At 69.7% G+C, this 19016-nt stretch carries 21 protein-coding genes; 7 read left to right on the top strand and 14 right to left on the bottom strand.

Features of this window, described 5'->3' with window-relative positions; genetic code table 11:
- Positions 1-65 precede the first annotated feature (65 nt).
- Positions 66-1211, top strand: coding sequence for an Mrp/NBP35 family ATP-binding protein (locus ACSHWB_RS18960; RefSeq protein WP_439663333.1), 1146 nt, complete (start codon positions 66-68; stop codon positions 1209-1211).
- Between the two features lie 80 nt (positions 1212-1291).
- On the opposite strand, the gene tatB is transcribed toward ACSHWB_RS18960, so the two are convergent.
- The 4 genes from tatB to sigE all read right to left on the bottom strand — a co-directional run bounded on the left by tatB (position 1292) and on the right by sigE (position 4381).
- Positions 1292-1666, bottom strand: a complete 375-nt coding sequence (tatB, locus tag ACSHWB_RS18955; protein WP_439663332.1) for a Sec-independent protein translocase protein TatB — start codon at positions 1664-1666, stop codon at positions 1292-1294.
- A gap of 17 nt (positions 1667-1683) precedes the next feature.
- The gene (locus ACSHWB_RS18950; RefSeq protein ID WP_439663331.1) at positions 1684-3204 is read right to left on the bottom strand and encodes a trypsin-like peptidase domain-containing protein; all 1521 of its coding nucleotides are present in this window, start codon (positions 3202-3204) and stop codon (positions 1684-1686) included.
- 65 nt (positions 3205-3269) lie between these two features.
- Positions 3270-3803, bottom strand: a complete 534-nt coding sequence (locus ACSHWB_RS18945; protein WP_439663330.1) for a zf-HC2 domain-containing protein — start codon at positions 3801-3803, stop codon at positions 3270-3272.
- Positions 3800-4381: an RNA polymerase sigma factor SigE gene (gene sigE / locus ACSHWB_RS18940; RefSeq protein WP_439663329.1), complete on the bottom strand. Its 582-nt coding sequence runs from the start codon at positions 4379-4381 to the stop codon at positions 3800-3802. Before sigE ends, ACSHWB_RS18945 begins: the two co-directional genes overlap by 4 nt.
- 219 nt (positions 4382-4600) lie before the next feature.
- Between sigE and ACSHWB_RS18935 the strand changes: the two genes are divergently transcribed.
- Positions 4601-5233: an O-methyltransferase gene (locus ACSHWB_RS18935; protein WP_439663328.1), complete on the top strand. Its 633-nt coding sequence runs from the start codon at positions 4601-4603 to the stop codon at positions 5231-5233.
- A gap of 63 nt (positions 5234-5296) precedes the next feature.
- Here the strand turns inward: ACSHWB_RS18935 and glgC are convergent, their stop codons facing one another.
- Positions 5297-6511, bottom strand: coding sequence for a glucose-1-phosphate adenylyltransferase (gene glgC / locus ACSHWB_RS18930; RefSeq protein WP_360037695.1), 1215 nt, complete (start codon positions 6509-6511; stop codon positions 5297-5299).
- Between the two features lie 88 nt (positions 6512-6599).
- On the opposite strand from glgC, the gene glgA reads away from it, so the two are divergent.
- Together glgA and ACSHWB_RS18920 are read left to right on the top strand one after the other, a co-directional pair.
- Positions 6600-7751 carry a glycogen synthase gene (gene glgA, locus ACSHWB_RS18925; protein ID WP_439663327.1) on the top strand — a complete coding sequence of 384 codons (1152 nt, stop codon included), beginning with the start codon at positions 6600-6602 and terminating at the stop codon, positions 7749-7751.
- Between the two features lie 103 nt (positions 7752-7854).
- Positions 7855-9243, top strand: a complete 1389-nt coding sequence (locus ACSHWB_RS18920; protein WP_439663326.1) for a hypothetical protein — start codon at positions 7855-7857, stop codon at positions 9241-9243.
- A gap of 16 nt (positions 9244-9259) precedes the next feature.
- On the opposite strand, the gene ACSHWB_RS18915 is transcribed toward ACSHWB_RS18920, so the two are convergent.
- The gene (locus ACSHWB_RS18915) at positions 9260-10489 is read right to left on the bottom strand and encodes an MFS transporter (protein WP_439663325.1); all 1230 of its coding nucleotides are present in this window, start codon (positions 10487-10489) and stop codon (positions 9260-9262) included.
- 52 nt (positions 10490-10541) lie between these two features.
- On the opposite strand from ACSHWB_RS18915, the gene ACSHWB_RS18910 reads away from it, so the two are divergent.
- A complete protein-coding gene (locus ACSHWB_RS18910) occupies positions 10542-11435 on the top strand; it encodes a LysR family transcriptional regulator (RefSeq protein WP_439663324.1) in 894 nt (297 codons plus the stop codon).
- Here the strand turns inward: ACSHWB_RS18910 and ACSHWB_RS18905 are convergent.
- The 3 genes from ACSHWB_RS18905 to ACSHWB_RS18895 form a co-directional block, all read right to left on the bottom strand.
- The gene (locus tag ACSHWB_RS18905; protein WP_439663323.1) at positions 11417-13015 is read right to left on the bottom strand and encodes a hypothetical protein; all 1599 of its coding nucleotides are present in this window, start codon (positions 13013-13015) and stop codon (positions 11417-11419) included. The genes ACSHWB_RS18910 and ACSHWB_RS18905 overlap by 19 nt on opposite strands.
- Before the next feature lie 80 nt (positions 13016-13095).
- The gene (locus ACSHWB_RS18900; RefSeq protein ID WP_439663322.1) at positions 13096-14505 is read right to left on the bottom strand and encodes a leucyl aminopeptidase family protein; all 1410 of its coding nucleotides are present in this window, start codon (positions 14503-14505) and stop codon (positions 13096-13098) included.
- A 138-nt stretch (positions 14506-14643) separates the two neighbouring features.
- Positions 14644-14811 (bottom strand): DUF3117 domain-containing protein, encoded by a 168-nt coding sequence (locus ACSHWB_RS18895; protein ID WP_065914675.1) that lies wholly within the window; start codon positions 14809-14811, stop codon positions 14644-14646.
- A 333-nt stretch (positions 14812-15144) separates the two neighbouring features.
- Here ACSHWB_RS18895 and ACSHWB_RS18890 point away from each other — a divergent pair, with 333 nt between their 5' ends.
- Both ACSHWB_RS18890 and ACSHWB_RS18885 read left to right on the top strand, forming a co-directional pair.
- Complete coding sequence (locus ACSHWB_RS18890; RefSeq protein ID WP_439663321.1) at positions 15145-15942, top strand: PaaX family transcriptional regulator; 798 nt, start codon at positions 15145-15147, stop codon at positions 15940-15942.
- Between the two features lie 10 nt (positions 15943-15952).
- Entirely contained in the window at positions 15953-16738 is a 786-nt protein-coding gene (locus tag ACSHWB_RS18885; protein ID WP_439663320.1) for an enoyl-CoA hydratase-related protein, read from the top strand.
- Here ACSHWB_RS18885 and ACSHWB_RS18880 read toward each other — a convergent pair.
- From ACSHWB_RS18880 to ACSHWB_RS18860, 5 genes are read right to left on the bottom strand one after another with little or no spacing between them, the layout of a single operon-like run.
- Positions 16725-17276 (bottom strand): DNA-3-methyladenine glycosylase I, encoded by a 552-nt coding sequence (locus ACSHWB_RS18880; RefSeq protein ID WP_439664627.1) that lies wholly within the window; start codon positions 17274-17276, stop codon positions 16725-16727. The two genes, ACSHWB_RS18885 and ACSHWB_RS18880, sit on opposite strands and share 14 nt — an antisense overlap.
- Positions 17276-17614: an SRPBCC family protein gene (locus tag ACSHWB_RS18875; RefSeq protein ID WP_439664626.1), complete on the bottom strand. Its 339-nt coding sequence runs from the start codon at positions 17612-17614 to the stop codon at positions 17276-17278. Before ACSHWB_RS18875 ends, ACSHWB_RS18880 begins: the two co-directional genes overlap by 1 nt.
- 46 nt (positions 17615-17660) lie before the next feature.
- The gene (locus ACSHWB_RS18870; RefSeq protein WP_439663319.1) at positions 17661-17969 is read right to left on the bottom strand and encodes a DivIVA domain-containing protein; all 309 of its coding nucleotides are present in this window, start codon (positions 17967-17969) and stop codon (positions 17661-17663) included.
- A complete protein-coding gene (locus tag ACSHWB_RS18865; protein ID WP_439663318.1) occupies positions 17966-18658 on the bottom strand; it encodes a permease prefix domain 1-containing protein in 693 nt (230 codons plus the stop codon). The genes ACSHWB_RS18870 and ACSHWB_RS18865 overlap by 4 nt, the downstream gene beginning before the upstream one ends.
- Positions 18643-18981, bottom strand: coding sequence for a PadR family transcriptional regulator (locus ACSHWB_RS18860; RefSeq protein ID WP_439663317.1), 339 nt, complete (start codon positions 18979-18981; stop codon positions 18643-18645). Before ACSHWB_RS18860 ends, ACSHWB_RS18865 begins: the two co-directional genes overlap by 16 nt.
- Between the last annotated feature and the right edge of the window lie 35 nt (positions 18982-19016).

The following is a 19016-nucleotide window of genomic DNA, read 5'->3' as shown; positions in this document are numbered from 1 at the left end:
TGGCCCTGTGCGGAGAAAGTGACCGGCCGGTAGGAGTGGCACGAACCGGACGTAGCATGGGGCAGGTGACCACCACACAGCCCCTCCCCACCATCGAGGACGTCCGCAAGGCGCTCGCAGGTGTGCAGGACCCCGAGATCCGCCGCCCGATCACCGAGATCGGCATGGTCAAGGACGTCGAGGTCGGCGCTGACGGCGTCGTGGTGGTCGGCATCTTCCTCACGGTCGCGGGCTGCCCGATGCGCGACAAGATCACCAAGGACGTCACCGCGGCCGTCACGGCGCTGGACGGTGTCTCGTCCGTGCGGGTCGACCTGGACGTGATGAGCGACGCCCAGCGCACCGAGCTGCGCAAGACGCTGCGCGGCGGCGCGGAAGAGCCGGTCATCCCGTTCGCCCAGCCGGGCTCGCTGACGCGCGTGTACTGCGTCGCGTCCGGCAAGGGCGGCGTCGGCAAGTCCTCGGTCACCGTGAACCTCGCCGTGGCGATGGCCGCCCGCGGCCTGTCGGTCGGCATCGTCGACGCGGACATCTACGGCCACTCGATCCCCCGCATGCTGGGCGCCGACGGCCGTCCCACGCAGGTCGAGAAGATGATCATGCCGCCGCAGTCGCACGGCGTGAAGGTCATCTCGATCGGCATGTTCACGCCGGGCAACACGCCGGTCGTGTGGCGCGGGCCGATGCTGCACCGCGCGTTGCAGCAGTTCCTCGCGGACGTGTTCTGGGGCGACCTGGACGTGCTGCTGATCGACCTGCCGCCCGGCACCGGCGACATCGCGATCTCCGTCGCCCAGCTCGTGCCGAACGCCGAGATCCTGGTCGTCACCACCCCGCAGCAGGCCGCAGCCGAGGTGGCCGAGCGCGCCGGCTCGATCGCGCTGCAGACCCGTCAGCGGGTCTCGGGTGTCATCGAGAACATGTCGTGGCTGGAGATGCCCGACGGTTCGCGCATGGAGGTCTTCGGCACCGGTGGCGGCGCGGCCGTCGCGGAGTCGCTGACCAAGGCCATCGGCTCCGACGTGCCGCTGCTCGGCCAGGTGCCGCTCGACCCGCGCCTGCGGGAGAACGGCGACTCGGGCACGCCGATCGTGCAGGCGGTGCCGGAGTCGGCGGCGGCCAAGGTGCTGACCGACATCGCCACGAAGCTCTCGGTGCGGTCGCGCGGACTGGCGGGACGCCTTCTCAACGTCTCCCCCGCGGGTCGCTGACCTCGCTCCTCGAACGCACGCGGGGACCTTTCGTACTGCATGAGAGTACGAAAGGTCCCCGCGTGCGTTTCAGAACGAGGTCAGGTCGCGTCCGGGTCGTACGGCGGACGCTCGCCCGGTGCGAGCGGCCGCTGTTCGGCCACGGGCGGGGTCGACGGCGTCGGGTAGCCGTTCGACTTCGTGGGTTCGGGGTCGTCGAAGAGGTGCTTGGTGACGGCGCGCTTCGGGTCGAAGTTGCGCAGCTCGCGCAGGTCCTCGAGGGGCTTGCGGAGCGACTCGAACTCCGGGCCCATCTCCTGCTTGAGCTGCTCTCGCGCGCCGGTCGCGTACTCGCGGACCTGCCTCACCGTCTTGCCCAGCCAGGCCGCGGCCGATGGCAGGCGTTCGGGCCCCAGGATGAAGAGACCCGCGACGACGATGATGAGGATCTCTACCCATCCGATGCTGTCGAACACAGGTCTCAGCCTACTTCTCAGTCGCTCTTCAATGTCACGTCGAGTTTGAGCTCACGGCCCTGCCGCGCAAGGACTACCTGCACCGTTTGGCCGATTTCGTGCTCCCTGACCGCGACGACCAGCTCGGCGGCGTTGCGGACCATCCGGTTGCCGACCTTGGTGATCACGTCGCCCTCCTGGATGCCCGCGGCCGCGGCCGCGCCACCCGCCGGGACGTTCTGCACCTGGGCGCCCTCGGAGGTCTCGGCCGACACGGACTTCACGTTGATGTTCATGTCCGCGTGCTTGACCTGGCCGTTGCGGATCAGCTCCTGGCTGATCTTGCGGGCCTGGTTGCCGGAGATCGCGAAGCCGAGGCCGACCGAACCGCCGGTCTCGGTGCGGATCGAGGAGTTGATGCCGATCAGGGCGCCGCGCGAGTCGACCAGCGCGCCACCCGAGTTGCCCGGGTTGATGGCGGCGTCGGTCTGGATCGCGTCGTAGGTGACCTGCGGGCCGCCGTTCTCACCTGCCGCGGTCACCGGGCGGTGCAGCGCGGAGACGATGCCCTCGGTGACGGTGTTGGACAACTGCAGCGGCGAGCCGATGGCGATCACGCTGTCGCCGACCTGGAGCTCGTCGGAGTTGCCGAACTGCAGGACGGTGGGGTTCGTGACCTCGACCTTGATGACGGCGAGGTCGGTCTTCGGGTCGCGGCCGACCACGCGGGCCTGGGCGCGGGTGCCGTCGGTGAAGACGGCGCTGAGCTTGGCCGACGAGTCCTGGGCCGCGGGGGCGACGACGTGGTCGTTGGTCAGGATGTAGCCGCCGGCCTCGATGATGACGCCGGAACCGACACCCGCGACGTTCGCGCCCTTGAACTCGATGGAGACGACGCTCGGCGTGACGCGCTTGGCGATGTCCGAGATCGACCCCGCCGGGCGTTCCTTGCCCTCGGAGACCTCGGCCAGCGTGACCGTCGAGTCGGTCAGGGGGTTGCCCGCCCGGCCGATCAGCCAGCCGACGAGACCACCGACGGCACCGAGCACGAGCGCGACGGTGAGCAGCAACGCGAGGGCCGTCGGCTTCACGCGGCGGCCGAACAGCAGCTCGGGCACGCTCAGCTGGGGGCCGGGCTCCGGCTTGCGCTCGGGTTCGCCCGGGGGGTCCTCACCGACGGCGGGCGGGCCGATCACGGCACCGGAGGCCGGGTCGCGCCACGGGTCGCCTGCGGGCTTGTCGCCCCAGAAGACGGGATCGATGTCCGGGTCAGGGTCGGACACGGGTTGCGGCGGCCGCTGCAACAGTTCTTGGGAGCCCTGGCGGCCGAACGCCGTCACGAGGGACTCGGGAGGCGGCGGCGCGGACTGGAGCTGGGACACGGGCACGTCGCGCGAGGCGAACGCCCCGGCGACACCGTCCGGGCGGCCGAACGCGGTGGCGGACGCGGGGTCGACCGGCGGCTGCACCAGGGGCCGTGGCCGGAGCCTGCGATGCGCTCCGTCGTCCACTCCGGAAACGGGTGTGGACGTCTGGCCGTTGGGCGACTGCTGGCTCATCTCTCCCCGAATTTTCCGCTAGGAGTGCTGAACTACAGCGTGCCTCACGAACAGTGAAATGACTGTCAGGGGGTGGTCGCGAAGACCGCGCCGGCGTTCTGCGGAACGACAGGAGCCGGAACGGGCGCGTCGCTGTCCGGCGTGGTGAACGCGAGGGCGCTGAGCAGCATGCCACTCACGACGACCCCGGCACCCTGGCGGGCACGACGGCCGCTGAACCAGCCGTTGCTGCCCAGCGGTCTGGACGAGCCCAGCACCGGCCCTGAGCCGAACGCGGGCTTGTCCGTGCGCTGCACGGCGACGAACTGGCCGTCCTCGGTGATCGCGAGCCCGTCCGGAGCGGACGGCAGATCGACCTCTTGGGGGATCGCGCCGAGCCTGTCGAGCAGCGACGCCGACGCCGTGGGCGCCGAGGCCGTGCGCACCGCGGAGCGCGCCTGCTGCTGCGTGTAGGTCTCGAAGGCGCAGAAGCCGCAGCGCTGGATGTGCGCGGAGGCTCGCTCGTGGGCGGTCGAGGACAGTTCCCCGTCCACGAACGCGACCACGGCATCCGGCAAGAGATGCTGCTCAGGCAGGCCCCAACCACGGAGGTCGGTCATGCAGAGTCCTCCAGCAACGATTCTTGACGACGGCGTTCGAGCGCGACCCGCAGAGCCTGGCGGCCCCGGTGGATCCTGCTCCTCACGGTACCCATCTTCACCCCCAGCGTGGCGCCGATCTCCTCGTAGGAGAGGCCTTCCACGTCACACAGCACGACCGCGGCGCGGAACTCCGGCGGGAGCTCGTCCAGCGCGGCCTGCAGGTCGGGGTCCAGATGGTTCTCGTCATAGATTTCCTCGGGGGACAGGTCGTCACCCTCGAGGCGGTCGTTGTCCTCGGGCAGCGCCTCCATGCGCACGCGGCTGCGCCGGCGTGCCATGTCGAGGAAGAGGTTGGTGGTGATGCGGTGCAGCCACCCCTCGAAGGTGCCCGGCTTGTACGACGCCAGCGACCGGAACACGCGGATGAACGTCTCCTGCGTCAGGTCTTCAGCGTCGTGCTGGTTGCCGGTCAGGCGGTACGCGAGCCGGTAGACCCTGTCCGCGTGCTCACGGACGATCTCGTCCCACGAGGGCGGCGTCCAGTCGGCCGTCTCGATGGGCGCGACGGCCTCCGGAGAACTCGACTGCGTGCGCATCAGGTGTTTCGGCACCTCCATGTGGGCCGCCCGGCGACCCTTATGCGGCTCAACGGGCGACGGGTCCGGCTTGTTCCCGACTAGAGCCTGGCTTCTTGCCTCTGTACCTTCTCCTGCTCTCTTTAAACGATCGTGAGAGTGGGCTGAGAGCATCCTGAGAATCTCGGTTAGGGCCACGTTCACCCGTTTTGGGCACCGGACGCACTAACCTGCTACCCCGTGACCCCGGAATCGGCCCTGCGGGAGTACGTCGAGCAGTACCTCCCCGAGGACGACGTGCACCTGGCAGCACGAGCACGCGGCCAGGAACTGGGCTGCGTGCCCATCGGCGCGGGCGGAGGCGCCGCCCTGCGGTTCCTCGCGACCGCACTCCAGGCCCGCGCGGTCGTCGAGATCGGCACCGGTGCGGGCACCAGCGGCCTCTACCTCCTGGCCGGCATGCCGGCTTCAGGAATCCTGACCTCGATAGACGTGGCCTCCGAACACCAACGGGCCGCCCGCGAGGCCTACGCGGCGGCGGGCATCTCCCCGTCGCGCACCCGACTGATCATGGGCAAGGCGCTGGACGTGCTCCCGCGCCTGACGGACGCGGCGTACGACCTCGTCTTCGTGGACGCCTACAAGCCCGAGTACCCGCAGTACCTGGAACACGGCGTCCGCATGCTGAGGCCGGGCGGCGTGATCGCGTTCGACAACGTGCTGTGGCACGGCGCGGTGGTGGATCCGAGCAAGCGGGACGACTCGACCCAGGCGATGCGGGACATTGCCCGCCTGGTGAAGGAGGACGACCGCCTCGTACCGGTGATCCTGCCGCTGGGCGACGGCCTCCTGGTAGCGGCCCGCCGCCCTTAGCGCACCGCACGCGGGGACCTTTCGTACTGCATGAGAGTACGAAAGGTCCCCGCGTGCGGTGAGTCAGTAGGCGCGGACGCCCTTGCCGAGGACCGTGACCCCGCTCGCGGACACCGTGTAGCGCTCACGGTCCATCGGCGCGTCCACACCGATCAACGCCCCGTCGGGCACCACGACGTTCTTGTCCAGAATGGCCCGTCGCACGACGGCGCCCTTGCCGATCCGGACGCCGGGCAACAGCACCGACCCCTGCACCACGGAGCCGACCTCGACGGTCACGTCCGAGGAGATCACCGACCCGTGGATCTTGCCGGAGATGATCGACCCGGGACCCACCATCGAGTCCTCGGCGGACCCTCCGGCGATGAACTTGGCCGGGGGCAACGGAGGCGTGGCTGTCCGAATAGGCCACAACTGGTTGTAGAGGTTGAAGATCGGATGGACCGAAACCAGGTCCATGTGCGCGTCGTAATACGCGTCGATCGTTCCGACGTCCCGCCAGTACCCGCGATCCCGGTCGGTCGCCCCGGGCACGTCGTTGTCCTGGAAGTCGTAAACGTGAGCTTTCCCGCGATCCACGAGCATGGGGATGATGTCGCCACCCATGTCGTGATCGGAGTCGGGGTTCAACGCGTCTCCGCGCAGCGCGTCCAGCAGGGCCTCGGTCGTGAAGACGTAGTTGCCCATTGAAGCGAAAGTTACATCCGGGTCGTCCGGCACGTGCGGCGGCTCGGACGGCTTCTCCAGGAAGCGCGTGATCTTCCCGGACGCATCGGAGTCGATGCACCCGAAGGCCTTGGCCTCGTTGCGCGGCACCCGGATACCGGCGACGGTCACGGCCGCGCCCGACTCGACGTGCTGCGAGATCATCTGGCCTGGGTCCATCCGGTACACGTGGTCCGCGCCGAAGATGACGACGTGGTCCGGCTTCTCGTCGTGGACGAGGTTCAGCGACTGGAAGATCGCGTCCGCCGAGCCCGTGTACCAGCGCGGGCCCAGACGCTGCTGCGCCGGTACCGGTGTCACGTACTGACCGAGCACATTGGACAGGCGCCACGTCGTCGAGATGTGGCGGTCCAGTGAGTGCGACTTGTACTGCGTCAGCACGCAGAGCTTCGCGAGCCCCGCGTTGACCAGGTTCGACAGCACGAAGTCGACCAGCCGGTAGTTGCCCCCGAAGGGCACAGCCGGTTTCGCGCGGTCGGCCGTCAGTGGCCACAGGCGCTTGCCTTCACCACCGGCAAGCACAATTCCGAGAACGTGCGGCTGCCCCTTCACAGCATGTGACCCTATCCGTGCGATCGTTCTCGAACCAGACGCAAACCGGTTTGTCCCAACGGGGACGTCCGTGATCTACGGTGAGTGCGTGCGAGTTGCGCTGCTGACGCGGGAATATCCGCCGGAGGTCTACGGTGGAGCTGGTGTGCACGTGGGATTCCTCGTGCCCCATCTTCGCGAGCTCGTGGACGTCGACGTGCACTGCTTCGGTGCACCGAGATCGGACGCCACGGCCCACAACCCACCGCACAGCCTGGAGCAGGCGAACGCGGCCCTGACGACCCTCGCGGTCGATCTCGAGATGGCCGCGGCGGTGTCCTCCGCGAACCTCCTGCACTCGCACACCTGGTACGCCAACATGGCCGGTCACCTGGGCAAACTCCTGCACGGGGTCCCCCACGTGGTGACGGCGCACTCGCTGGAACCACGCCGGCCGTGGAAGGCAGAGCAGCTCGGCGGCGGGTACCGGATCTCCTCCTGGGCGGAGCGCACGGCGTACGAACACGCCGACGCGGTGATCGCCGTGAGCGAGGGCATGCGGATCGACGTGCTCGACGCCTACCCCTCTCTCGACCCGGCGAAGGTGCACGTCGTCCGGAACGGGATCGACAGCGTCGCGTACCACCCGGTCGAGGAGACGGACGCCCTGACCTCCCGCGGAATCGATCCCACGAAGCCGATCGTGGCCTTCGTGGGAAGGATCACCCGGCAGAAGGGCGTCGGCCACCTCGTCGCGGCCGCGCACCACATCGACCCGGAGGCGCAGATCGTGCTGTGCGCCGGGGCGCCGGACACGCCGGAGATCGCCGAGGAGACCCGGCAGGCGGTCAGCGAACTCTCGCAGGCGCGGCCGGGCGTGTTCTGGATCCAGAAGATGCTGCAGCCCGCCGAGGTGCGGCAGATCCTCAGCCACGCGACGGTGTTCGCGTGCCCGTCGGTCTACGAGCCGCTGGGCATCGTGAACCTGGAGGCGATGGCGTGCGGCACCGCGGTCGTCGCGAGTGACGTCGGTGGCATCCCCGAGGTCGTCGTGCACGGCGAGACGGGCCTCCTTGTCCACTACGACGAGCATGATTTGTCGACATATCGACTCCAGCTCGCGGAATCGATCAACGAACTCGTCACAGACCCCGAGCGCGCGCGGCGTTTCGGTGCCGCCGGACGCACGCGGGCTGAGCAGGAGTTCTCCTGGTCGGCGATGGCCGAGCAAACCGTCGAGGTCTACCGCAGTGTGATTTGAGACACACTCGTCGGGGGCAACCCCGACGAGTGAGCGCCGCCTTTAACCAGTAGTGACGTTTCGACTTCAACTGGTGAGGGGCGCGAGGACTGTGCGTTGTGCGGTGCTGGGTCTGACGGTCCTCCTGGCAGTGACAGGATGCGCCACGGCCCCCGCCACACAGCCGGCCGCACTGCAGCTCACGGTCGACGGCAAGAAGCTCGCCCAGGCCTCTGACCTGCAGGCCAACGCCGAAGCGCAGCTCGCCTACACGCTGGAGTACGGGTACGTCGCACGAGCGGGTGCCGCCGCGGTCAGCTGCTGGTTCTCGAAGACGGGCCTCGAGGCCGAGGTCGACAAGCGGCTGTGGTGCGGACCGGTCCAGGTCCCCGGCACCGGCGCCGGCACCGACTGGGTGCCCGTGCCGCTCAAGGAAGTCACCAAGACGGATGACGAGGTCCGTTACGAGGTGCAGTCGCCCGAGGTGCCGGAGAAGGGCAACCGCAGCACGCCGAGCGGGATGCTCGTGCGCACCGACGGCAAGGAGTTCGACCCGTCCAAGCAGCAGGACCTGACGGCCGGGCGCGACTTCCTCGCCGTGCTGCCCGACGACGGCAAGCGCGGCAACGTCGACCTCGGTCTGGGCGACGCCGACATCAAGCTGCGCGACGACCTGCTCAGCACCGCCGTCACCGGCTGGGCGAACCCGGACATCTGGTACACCGCAGAGGGCACCCTGCGCGCCGAGCCGGGCTCACGGCTGCGCGTGGTCAGGATGAAGGTCGAGAAGCTCAACGAGACCGACAGCGGCTTCCACCGCACCAACTGGCAGGGGTTCGCCCCGCAGCCGTCCGAGCTCGCGCTGGAGGTGCCCGGCAAGCGCCAGGTCCTCCCCGCCGACCGGCTGCCGGCCAACGGCTCGGTCTTCGTCGTCTACACCGTGCCCGACCCGCAGGCGGGCACCGAGTCGCTCGCGCTCGGCACGCTCGGCGCCAAGTCGCTGGAGCAGCGCGCCGAGGTCCCGTCCGGCAAGCGCTCGGACAACCCGCCGCACGTGCTGGAGCGCGCCGCCGCGCCCGCGCAGTTCAAGGACCAGACGCAGAAGATCCGCTTCGGCGACCGCGAGCTCGGCATGAAGATCACCGGGATCAGGCTCGGCCGGCAGCGCCCGGTCAAGCTCGGCGAGAGCCAGTACGACGTGGCCACGATCTCCGCGCCGGACAAGGCGCTGCTGGAGGTGCGGGTCGAGGCCACCGGCAACCTGCCAGACACCGCGGGCGGCCTGCTGACCAAGGACCTGATCACCGTCACGCTGCCGGACGGCTCGGCCGCACGGCAGGTCGGCGCCCGCTACGACGGCGGCCCGCTGCCGTTCGCGATCGTGGTCGAGGTCCCCGCCGACACCCGCTCGGTCACGGTCGGCATGGTCGACGGGGTCGTGGACCTGCCGCGCATCGGCAAGACCACCATCGCGCCGGTCGACTCGCGCGCCACCCTCGCCCTGGAGTTCTGAGCAGGTGGTGTGTTCGCTAACCCTCGCCGGTCCATTTCGTGTCCAGGCGGGTAGCTCGCGGTGCCGCCCCCACGCCCTCACATCGGGCATATGGGGGCGTGGGGGCGGTGCCGCGAGATGCCCCACTGGGCGCGGAATTGACCGGTGAGGATTGCGAACACACCACCAGCATCGCGGCCAGCGCGAGCCAGCCGAGGATCACCAGCACCAGGCCACCCCAGCCCCACTCCTCGTACGCGGTGGCGCCGGACGTCCCTCCGATGCTGCTGCCCACGTAGAACCCGGCCAGGTACAGCCCGGACGCGTGCCCGCGGGCGTGTTCGGGAGCCCGCGCGGCGACCCAGCCACTCGCCGTGGTGTGCGAGGCGAAGAACCCGGCCGTGACGATCGCCAGCCCGAGCGGCACCCACACCAGGCTCGCCAGGGCTCCCAGGGCCAGCACGCCGATGCACAGCAGCAGCACCTTGCCGCGCCCGAACCGGTCGGCCAGCCTGCCCGCGAACGCCGCCGCGGTGCTGCCGAAGCCGTAGAAGAGGAAGACCAGCGTCTCCAGCCACGCCGGGCCGGAGAGCTGGAAGCCCGCGACGTTGTAGAACGAGATGAACGTGCCCACGAGCAGCACAGCGATCGCGTACATGGACAACAGCACGGGGTCCTTCAACGCGGCCTTCATGCCCTTCGGGGCGCGCTTGGGCATGGCCTGCGCCTTGGGCAGGAAGAACACCACGACCAGGGCCGCGACCAGCCCGAACACCCCGGCGAGCAGCACGGAGCCGCGCCACCCCAGCCAGTCGACGGTCATGCCGGTGACGAGCCGCCCCGACATGCCGCCCAGGCTGTTCCCGGCGATCATCGCGCCCATCGCCGCGCCGAGCTTCTTCTTGTCCAGCGCGTCCGCGAGGTAGGCCATGGACGCCGCGGGCACCCCGGCCGCCGCGACGCCCTGCAGCACCCGCAGGCCCAGGAACACCTCGTAGTTCGGTGCGAACGGCAGCACGAGCCCCAGCAGCGCCGCCACCAGCACGCTGACCACGATCACCGGGCGACGCCCGAGGCGTTCGGACAGCATCGCGATCGGCACGACCACCACCGCCAGCGCGAGCGTCGCCGCGGAGAGGGCGAGCGACGCGCTGCCCGGCCCGAGCCCGTACTCGGCGGCGATCTGCGGCATGACCGGCTGCGGGGTGTACAGCAGCGCGAAGCACGCGAACCCCGAAGCGGCGATGGCCGCGGTCAACCTGTTCACGCATCTGACGCTAAGCCATACGTCCAATACGGAAATGCGACAGAATCAATCCGTGGATGAATTGGAGCTGGCACCGAAGCTAGCGGTGCTGAAAGCGCTTGCCGCCGACGAGCACGTGACTCGCGTCGCAGAACGCGTCGGGCTCCCCCAGCCCACCGTCAGCCGCTGGATCGCCGAGCTCGGTGAGCAGCTCGGGGCGCCGCTGCTGGTGAAGTCCGGCCGCCGGGTCCGCCTCACCCGTCCCGGCCGGTTGCTGGCGGAGGCCGCGACCCGCTCGCTGGCCGCGCTGGAGCCCGGTCTGCGCGCGGTCGAGGAGGAGCTCGACCCGGAGAAGGGCCGTGTCGTGCTGGGCTTCCTGCACATGCTCGGCCGCGCGATCGTGCCGGAACTGGTCCGCGGCTACCGCGCCGAGCACCCGCACGTGCGGTTCGGCCTGGTCCAGAACGCCCGCCAGGCCGTGATCGACAAGCTCGTCAGCGGCGAGATCGACCTCGCCCTGGTCGCCCCGCCGCCGGTCGGGCCCGAGTTCGAGTCGGTGGTCGTGTTCGAGCAGCCGCTGATCGTCGTCGTGCCGGCGGGACACCGGCTGGAGTCCCGCAAGTCCGTGCGGATCGGCGACCTGGAGGGCGAGGAGCTGATCACCCTGGAGCACGGCTACGGCCTGCGCCAGATCACCGACGACATGTGCGCGACCGCCGGCTTCACGCCCCACTACGTCTTCGAGTGCCAGGAGATCGAGACGGTGCGCGGCCTGGTGGCGGCGGGACTCGGCGTGGCACTGCTCACCCACGCCGAGTTCGCGCCGCCTCCAGGACTGCGCGAGCTACCGCTGACCCCGCGCACGGGCCGGATCTTCGGGCTGACGTGGCTCAGGGACCACCCGCTGCCGCCCGCCGTCCGCGCGTTCCGCGAACACGCTCTGCGGACTCACGGCGTCCAGCGCTGAGTGCTCTGCCACATCCGCAGGTACGACTCGGCGCCGGCGAGCATGTCCTGGATCAGCTGGTCACCGCCGACCTGACGGACCTTCTCGACCCAGTCCGGCAGCAGGCCGATGTGCGCGCCGCCGTCGACGTTGATGTCCCAGACCCGCTCACCGGTGCGCTGCCGGTCGACCAGCGGGCCGTCCGGGTAGCTGCGGAACGGGTAGGTCACGCCGCTCTGCGGTGCCGGGTGCGAGCCGACGCCGTTGTAGTCGGAGCCGAACCCGATGCCCACGTCGTACTTGCGCCGCAACGGTTCCGCGGCGGCCGCCTGCGAGACGTAGCCCTCGGGACTGTTCTCGTAGCCCGCCACGAACCCGCCGAGCCCGTAGACCTTCTCGGTCCACTGCGCGTCCATCCAGCTGTGGCTGGAGACGATGCCGGGGAACTTCGCCTGCGCCGCGAGGTCCAGCACGCGACCGGCGGCCTTCACGCTCATGTGGTCGATCTCGATCATCATGTTCCGGCGCATCATGCCCTGCACCGCGTACTCGCCCAGCGACGTCAGGCCGCGCACGTTGCACCGCTTCGCCGGGTCGTACTTCGGCGCGACCGCCGAGGCCGGGATCAGCGCGTTCGGGCCGACGGTGCCGATGGGGTTGTCCTGCTGCGGGCCCTTGCACACCTCGGTCTGCCACCACTGGCCGGTGCGCAGGAACTGGCCCGCGTTGATCACGCCGCCCTGGGTTCCCGAGTCGAAGCGGACGCCGCACAGCGCGTTGTCGAACTTGTGGCACAGGAACGCGCTGCGCACGCCGAGCGCGTACATCTCGTCGAGGCCGCGGTCGATGTCGCCCTTGCTGCACAACGGGATGTCGAGGAACGTCCGGCAGCCGAAGAGCTCAGAGGTCTCGATGCCGAGCACCACCGCGAGCTTGCCCTGGGTGATCACGTCGCGGGCCTGCTCCGCCGACGTGACGATGCGGAACCAGCCCTTGCCCGCGCCACCGAACTGCTTGTCGACGAACGCCTGCAGCTCGTAGGTGCGCTGGGCCTGCAGCCGGACCGACTGCATCTCGTCGCAGGGCTTGTCCTTGAACGGGTGGATGACGCACAGCGTGGCGTTGCTCGTCAGGTCCTGGACCAGCACGCGCTGGCCGCCGCGCCACGCCCGCTCAAGCCAGGCGTAGTAGTTCTGCTGGTGCGAGACCGTCGTCGAGGACGGCCAGTCCTTGAACGTCGGCCAGCCCACCGGGTCGTGGCCGTCGAGGTCGCCCGTCACGATCGCCTCGAAGATCGCGCCCAGCCCAGCCGGGTGGTGCTCGGAGCAGTCCTTCAGCGCGTCCGCGATGCCCTGCTCGGAGAACGGCTTGCCGCAGATCAGCTTGCCGCCGAAGCCCTCGTTGGTCATGAGGTGGTTGTGGGCGTCGACGAACCCGCGCACCCTGCCCTGGCCGTCCGTGCCCTTGAACGGCTCGCCGGTCACGTTGATCTGCGAGTCCACCGCCGGCCGCGCCACTGGCTCCCACCAGGGCGTGGCCGCGGTTGCAGGTGTGATGGCCGCTAGGACCAGCGAGACGGCGAGAGCCAGGCGGATTAACACGAGCGCTCCTTTACGACGATGTGAAGGCGCTCACATCATGCCGTGGAACGTCGCCGTCTCGAATGGGCTGATCGTAGGGACTAACGTGAATATTTTTCAGCCAGCTCGACCAGCGTCCGCGCACCGAAGCCCGTCGCACCCGCGACGACCTCGTCGTAGACCTTCTCCGACCGCGCGGGACCGGCGATGTCGAGGTGCGCCCACGGCACGTCGCCCGCGAACTTCTGCAGGAACAGCGCCGCCGTGATGCCGCCGGGGCCGGGCGGGCACTGCTTGTAGTCCGCGATCTCGCTGGCGACCGAGGCCACGTGCTCCTCCAGCAGCGGCATCCGCCACCACTTCTCGCCGACGGCCGCGCCGGCCTGCGACACCTCGGCCGCGAGCTCGTCGGACGCGCTGAACACCGCGCCCGTGCGCAGGCCGAGCGAGACCTTCATGGCACCGGTCAGCGTCGCCACGTCCACGACGAGGTCCGGCTCGAGGTTCTTCACCGCGTACGCCATCGCGTCGGCCAGGACCATGCGGCCCTCGGCGTCGGTGTTCTGCACCTCGGTGGTCGCGCCGCCGTAGTGGCGCACGACGTCGCCCGGCCGGTACGCCGAGGCGCCCACGTGGTTCTCCGCGCACGGCACGAGCCCGGTGACCCTGACCGGCAGCTGCCGGCGCGCCACGGCCAGCAGCGCGGCGATCACCGCACCACCGCCCGCCATGTCGGTGCGCATGAGGTGCATGCCGTCGGCGGGCTTGACCGAGATGCCGCCCGTGTCGAACGTGATGCCCTTGCCGATGAACACCAGGTGCGGGCCCGTGGTGCCGTACGTGAGCTCCAGGAACCGCGGCGGGCGGGCGGATCCGCCGCCGACCGCGAGCACGCCGCCGAAGCCCTGCTGCTGCAGCCACTTCTCGTCGCGCACGGTGGCGTGCAGCCCGTCGACCTTGTCCGCGAGCTTGGCCGCGGTCGTGGCGAGCCAGCGCGGGTCCTTGACGTTGGACGGGGTGTTGGCGAGGTCACGGGCCAGCGAGGTCGCGGTGGCGAGCGCGTGGGCCTTCAGCGCGGCCGACGTGAGCACCTCCTCGAACCCGTCGTCGGCCGTGATCAGCCGCAGCGAGCCGACCCGCTTCGGGCCGTCCTCGCCGGTGACCTTGAAGCGGTACCCGCCGAGCGCGGCGCCCAGCACGAACGCGCGCACCTTCTCGGCGTCGAAGTCCGGGGTCAGCAGGACGTCGGCGGTCTTGGGCGCGTCCTCACCGCTGAGCGCGCGCACGAGGCTCGCGCCGGCCGTGCGGTAGTCGGCGAGCGTGCCGGTGCCGACGCCGAGCGTCCAGGCCTCGTCGTGCCGCACCGCCTCGCCGGCCTTGCCGGTCAGGTCGGAGACGTCGATGCCGTCGCCGCCCGGTCCCAGCGCCGGTCCGGTGGCCGCGAGCACGACCGCCGGAACGTTGCGACGCGAGGCGGTGGCCACCTCGACGTCCACGAGTTTGGTGGGCACTGACGGAACCGTCGACGCCACGGCTGGACCTCCCCTATTGCACTAACGACCGTTCATTCTCTCTCAAGCCGAGAACGAAGCGATGCCCCGGTCTCCACTGTGGAAACCGGGGCTTCACGTGCTTCTCACCGGGAGGCCTCAGCCGGCGGCGGCCTTCAGCGCGTCGCCCAAGGCGCTGGCCTCGTCCGCCGACATCTCGACGACGAGGCGCCCACCACCCTCGAGCGGCACGCGCATGACGATGCCGCGTCCCTCCTTGGTGACCTCGAGGGGACCGTCGCCGGTCCGGGGCTTCATGGCCGCCATCGCGTGCTCCCTCCGTCAACATCTTCCCCGTCCGGCCAGGCCGGATCTGCTCCATTCTCCCCTATGGCGACTCAGGGGCGAAACCGAACCGATCTTTTGGCGAGTCCGGGTGACAGTTGTCGATCTTGACTTGTGCCTGATCAACACCTGTTTTCACGACAAGGCAACACTTTCGGCACCTAGGCCGTGTCGCACCGGTCTGGTCGAGGAGACCCGCATGGGGACGGCATCCAGTGCCTGGCCAGCGGTGCCGCGTTCAGGCCCGCTGGCTGCGGCGATCGCCGTGGGGCCGACACGGCACGGACCGAGGCGGGCCGTGACAGGATGGGACGGGTGCGAGCCCGTTCCGCGCTCTTCGACGTCTACGGCGGCCACCTTCGCGAACGCGGTGGTGCCGCCACCATCGCCGCGCTCGTCCGGCTGCTCGAACCCCTGGGTTTCGCCGCGCCGGCCGTGCGCACGGCCGTCTCCCGCACGGTCCGTCAGGGCTGGTTGCAGCCGTCCAGGCTGCCTGACGGGCCCGGATACGCGATGACACCTCGCGGGGAACGACGCCTCGACGAGGCCGCTGCCCGCATCTACCGCACCGGGCCGTCCACGTGGGACGGTCGCTGGCACGTGGTGGTGCTGGAGGAGATCCCCGGCCGCGACTCGCGCGACCACCTCACCTCGGAACTGCAGCTGCTCGGCTACGGCGCGCTCGGTCCTGTGACGTGGATCGCTCCCCGGCCGTCGCCTGAGCTGGCCGACGTGCTGGCCGCCGAAGAGGTTCCCGCACGAACTTTTCACGGTTCACACGACGGTGGGGACGCCGAGCTCGCCGCGAAGGCGTGGGACCTGGCCGAGCTGGGACGTGACTACGCCGGTTTCGTCGCGCACTGGCACGAGCAGGTGTCCGTTGTGGACGAAACGGACGACGCGGCGGCGTTCGCGGCGTCACAGCAGCTGCTGCACGCGTGGCGGAAGTTCCTGTTCCGCGATCCCGGTCTTCCTGCTGAACTGTTGCCACCGGACTGGCCGGGGCACGCGGCAGCGTCGTTCTTCGACGAACAGACACTGCGGCTGGCACCGGGCACGAGTCGGTTCGTCGACGAGTGCCTGCGGCCGGTCCGCAACGTTTCCACAGCTTGATGGAGGTCCAGTGTCCGAGCTCCTCGTCGACGACGCCGATGGTGTGCGCACGATCACGTTCAACCGCCCCGAGTCCTTCAACGCCTTCACCACCTCGCTGAAGGTGTCGTTCCTCGACACGTTGCGGGAGACGGCGGCCGACGACTCGGTGCGCGCGGTGGTGATCACGGGTGCGGGCAGGGCGTTCTGCGCGGGTCAGGACCTCAAGGAGCACATCGGGTTGCTGCAGTCCGGTGACCCGGCGCCGCTCAACACCGTGGAGAAGCACTACAACCCCATCGTGCGCGAGCTGATCGGCATGCCGAAGCCGGTGATCGCCGCGGTCAACGGCAGCGCGGCCGGCGCGGGCGCGTCGTTCGCCTACGCCTCGGACCTGCGCATCGCGGGCACGTCGGCGAAGTTCCTGATGGCGTTCGCGAACGTCGGCCTGACGGCGGACTCCGGCGCGTCCTGGACGCTGCCGCGGCTGATCGGCCACGGCCGCGCGATGGAGATGATGCTGCTCGCCCAGCCCGTCGGCGCCGAGGAGGCGTTGCGGGTCGGCATGGTCAACCAGGTCGTGCCGGACGAGGAGCTGCTGTCCACAGCGCACCTGCTGGCCGCCAAGCTCGCCAAGGGCCCCACGACGGCCTACGCGAAGATCAAGGAGGCACTCGCCGCGGCGGCGGACGGCACGCTGGAGGACGCGCTCGAGGCCGAGCGGCGCACCCAGGCCGACTGCGGCGCGACCGAGGACCACCGCGAGGCGGTCGACGCCTTCGTGAACAAGCGGGCGCCGAAGTTCAGCGGGAAGTAGCGGCGCTGGCGCGGAAGCAGGTCGAGATGTGGTCGTCGACCATGCCCGTCGCCTGCATCAGCGCGTAGCACGTGGTGGGGCCGAGGAACTTGAAGCCGCGCTTCTTCAGTTCCTTGGCCATCGCCTTGGACTCGTCCGTGATCGCCGGGACGTCCGCGAACGTCTTCGGCCGCTTGTGGTGAGCGGGCGCGAACGACCACAGCAGCGCGTCGAGGTCGACGCCCTCCGAGACGATCACGCGGGCGTTGTGGATCGCGGCGTCGATCTTCAGCCGGTTCCGGACGATGCCCGCGTCGGCCATCAGCCGTTCCACGTCCGCAGGCCCGAACTCGGCGACCAGCAACGGGTCGAAGTCGCCGAACGCCGCCCGGAACGCCGGCCGCTTGCGCAGGATCGTGATCCACGACAGCCCTGACTGGAACGCCTCCAGCGACATCCGCTCGTACAGCTCGGGCGTGCCGTGCAGCTCCACGCCCCACTCGGTGTCGTGGTACTCGGCGTAGTCCGGGGTCGAGTCCCCCCAGGGACAACGGACGATCACCGGTACTCCTCGGCGAAACGCGCGAAGCGCTGCAGCGACCGGCGCAGCATCAGCACGAAGATCGGCTTCACCAACGGGTAGAAGAACGGCACGTCGAGCCGCTCCGTCCACACGAAACGGCTGCCGCGCACGGCGAACACCCCGGTGCCCTTCACCACGCGGCCGAGGTGCAGGACCTCGACGGCGTGCGGCGGGTCCCAGCGGGTGATCCGCATCCGGTCGGAGACGCCGAACGTGACGGCGTCGATCTCGCTGCCGACCGACCTCCCGTCACCGGCGACGACCTTCACCGTGGTGCCGAAGATCCACTCCGACTGGCGCTCCCAGTCGGACATGGCGCGGAAGATCGTGTCGGGCGGCGCGGCCACCTCGACGGTCAGCTCAAGATCGGTGGTCACTGCTCTCCAGGGTCTCGAGCTCCGCCACGCGCGCCCGCAGCGTCTCGACCTCGGTCGCGAGCCGCTGCAACGCCCAGTCGACCTCTGTCATCTTGTAGCCGCGGAAGACCTGCTGGAACTTCAGCTCGCGGACGTCGTCCGCGGTGATGTCGTCCGACGGCAGCCGCGTCGGCGAGGCACCGGGCGGCAGCGGCGCGAGCTCCTCGCCGCGCCCGAACACCAACGCCGCGAGCAGGAACACCACTGCCGCGACGGCGATCATCACGATCAGGTAGATCAGGGCGTTGGTCACGCGACGATCGTGGCACAGCTCAGGCAGCGGCGAGCGAGCAGACCGAGACGAATGATCACGATCCAGGTGACCAGGCTCCCGAGGAGCATCGGCAACGACTGCACGAGCCGCGAGGTGTCGAAGTGCGCGGTGGCCACGATGATCGAGAGGTTGCCCAGCAGCACGGCGCAGACGGCCGCGATCGCGATGCCCGCACCGATCCTGGCCAGCAGCCTGGTGTCGTACCTGCGGGCCACGAACCGGCCGAGGATCAACGCCACCAGCGCCACCCCAGACGCGGCACCGCTGGTCAGGTCGTTGGCCTTGGCGATGACCAGGTACCAGGACGGTGGCATCGTGCCGAAGTCCTGCCACGGCCCAACGAGCAGCATCCGGCCGTACTCCCACGCCATGTGCATCAGCGGAAGGATGATCGCGAGCCAGATGAGCGTGCGCGTGCCGTAGGCGATGGCCAGCTCCGCCTGGTACTCGTTCGCGATCTCGCGCACCGGGCCGAACTCCTCGACGGCGCGCTTCTGCGCCTCCTTCTCGGTCAGGCCGCGGTCCAGGTGGGCCTCGGTGGCGTCGGCGAGGCTGTCCCGGGTCTCCGTGAGCAGGTCGCGGACCTGTTTGCGCGAGCCCTGCAACCGCGACCCGAGATCGGTCACGTACCGGTCGATCACGTCTGTTTCCATCACGTCTGCGCCCACTTGCCGTCACCTCCCAGCACCCCGTCGATGACCGTCGTGAACTCGCGCCACGCGCTGCGTTCGGCGTGCAATGCCCGCTGTCCCGCCTGCGTGAGCTTGTAGGTGCGGCGCTTGCGTCCGCCGACCGTGCTCCAGTCGCTGACGACGTGGCCCGCCCGCTCCAGCCTGCGCAGGGCCGGGTAGACCGTGCCCGTCGGGAGGTCGAGCGCACCCCCGCTGCCCTGCTGCAACGCCTCGATGATCGCGTAGCCGTGCAGCTGCCTGCCCTCGAGCGTGGCCAGCAGCAACGCGTCGAGGTGGCCGCGTAGCGCGTCGGGCTTCATGGGTAGCGAGTCTAGTGATCCGGCCCTGGCCGCGG

This window comes from Lentzea sp. HUAS TT2 (assembly GCF_051853195.1).
In the GTDB taxonomy this organism is placed as follows: domain Bacteria; phylum Actinomycetota; class Actinomycetes; order Mycobacteriales; family Pseudonocardiaceae; genus Lentzea.
The sequence above is the reverse complement of the archived record's forward strand: the minus strand, read 5'-3'. Positions and strand labels throughout refer to the sequence as shown.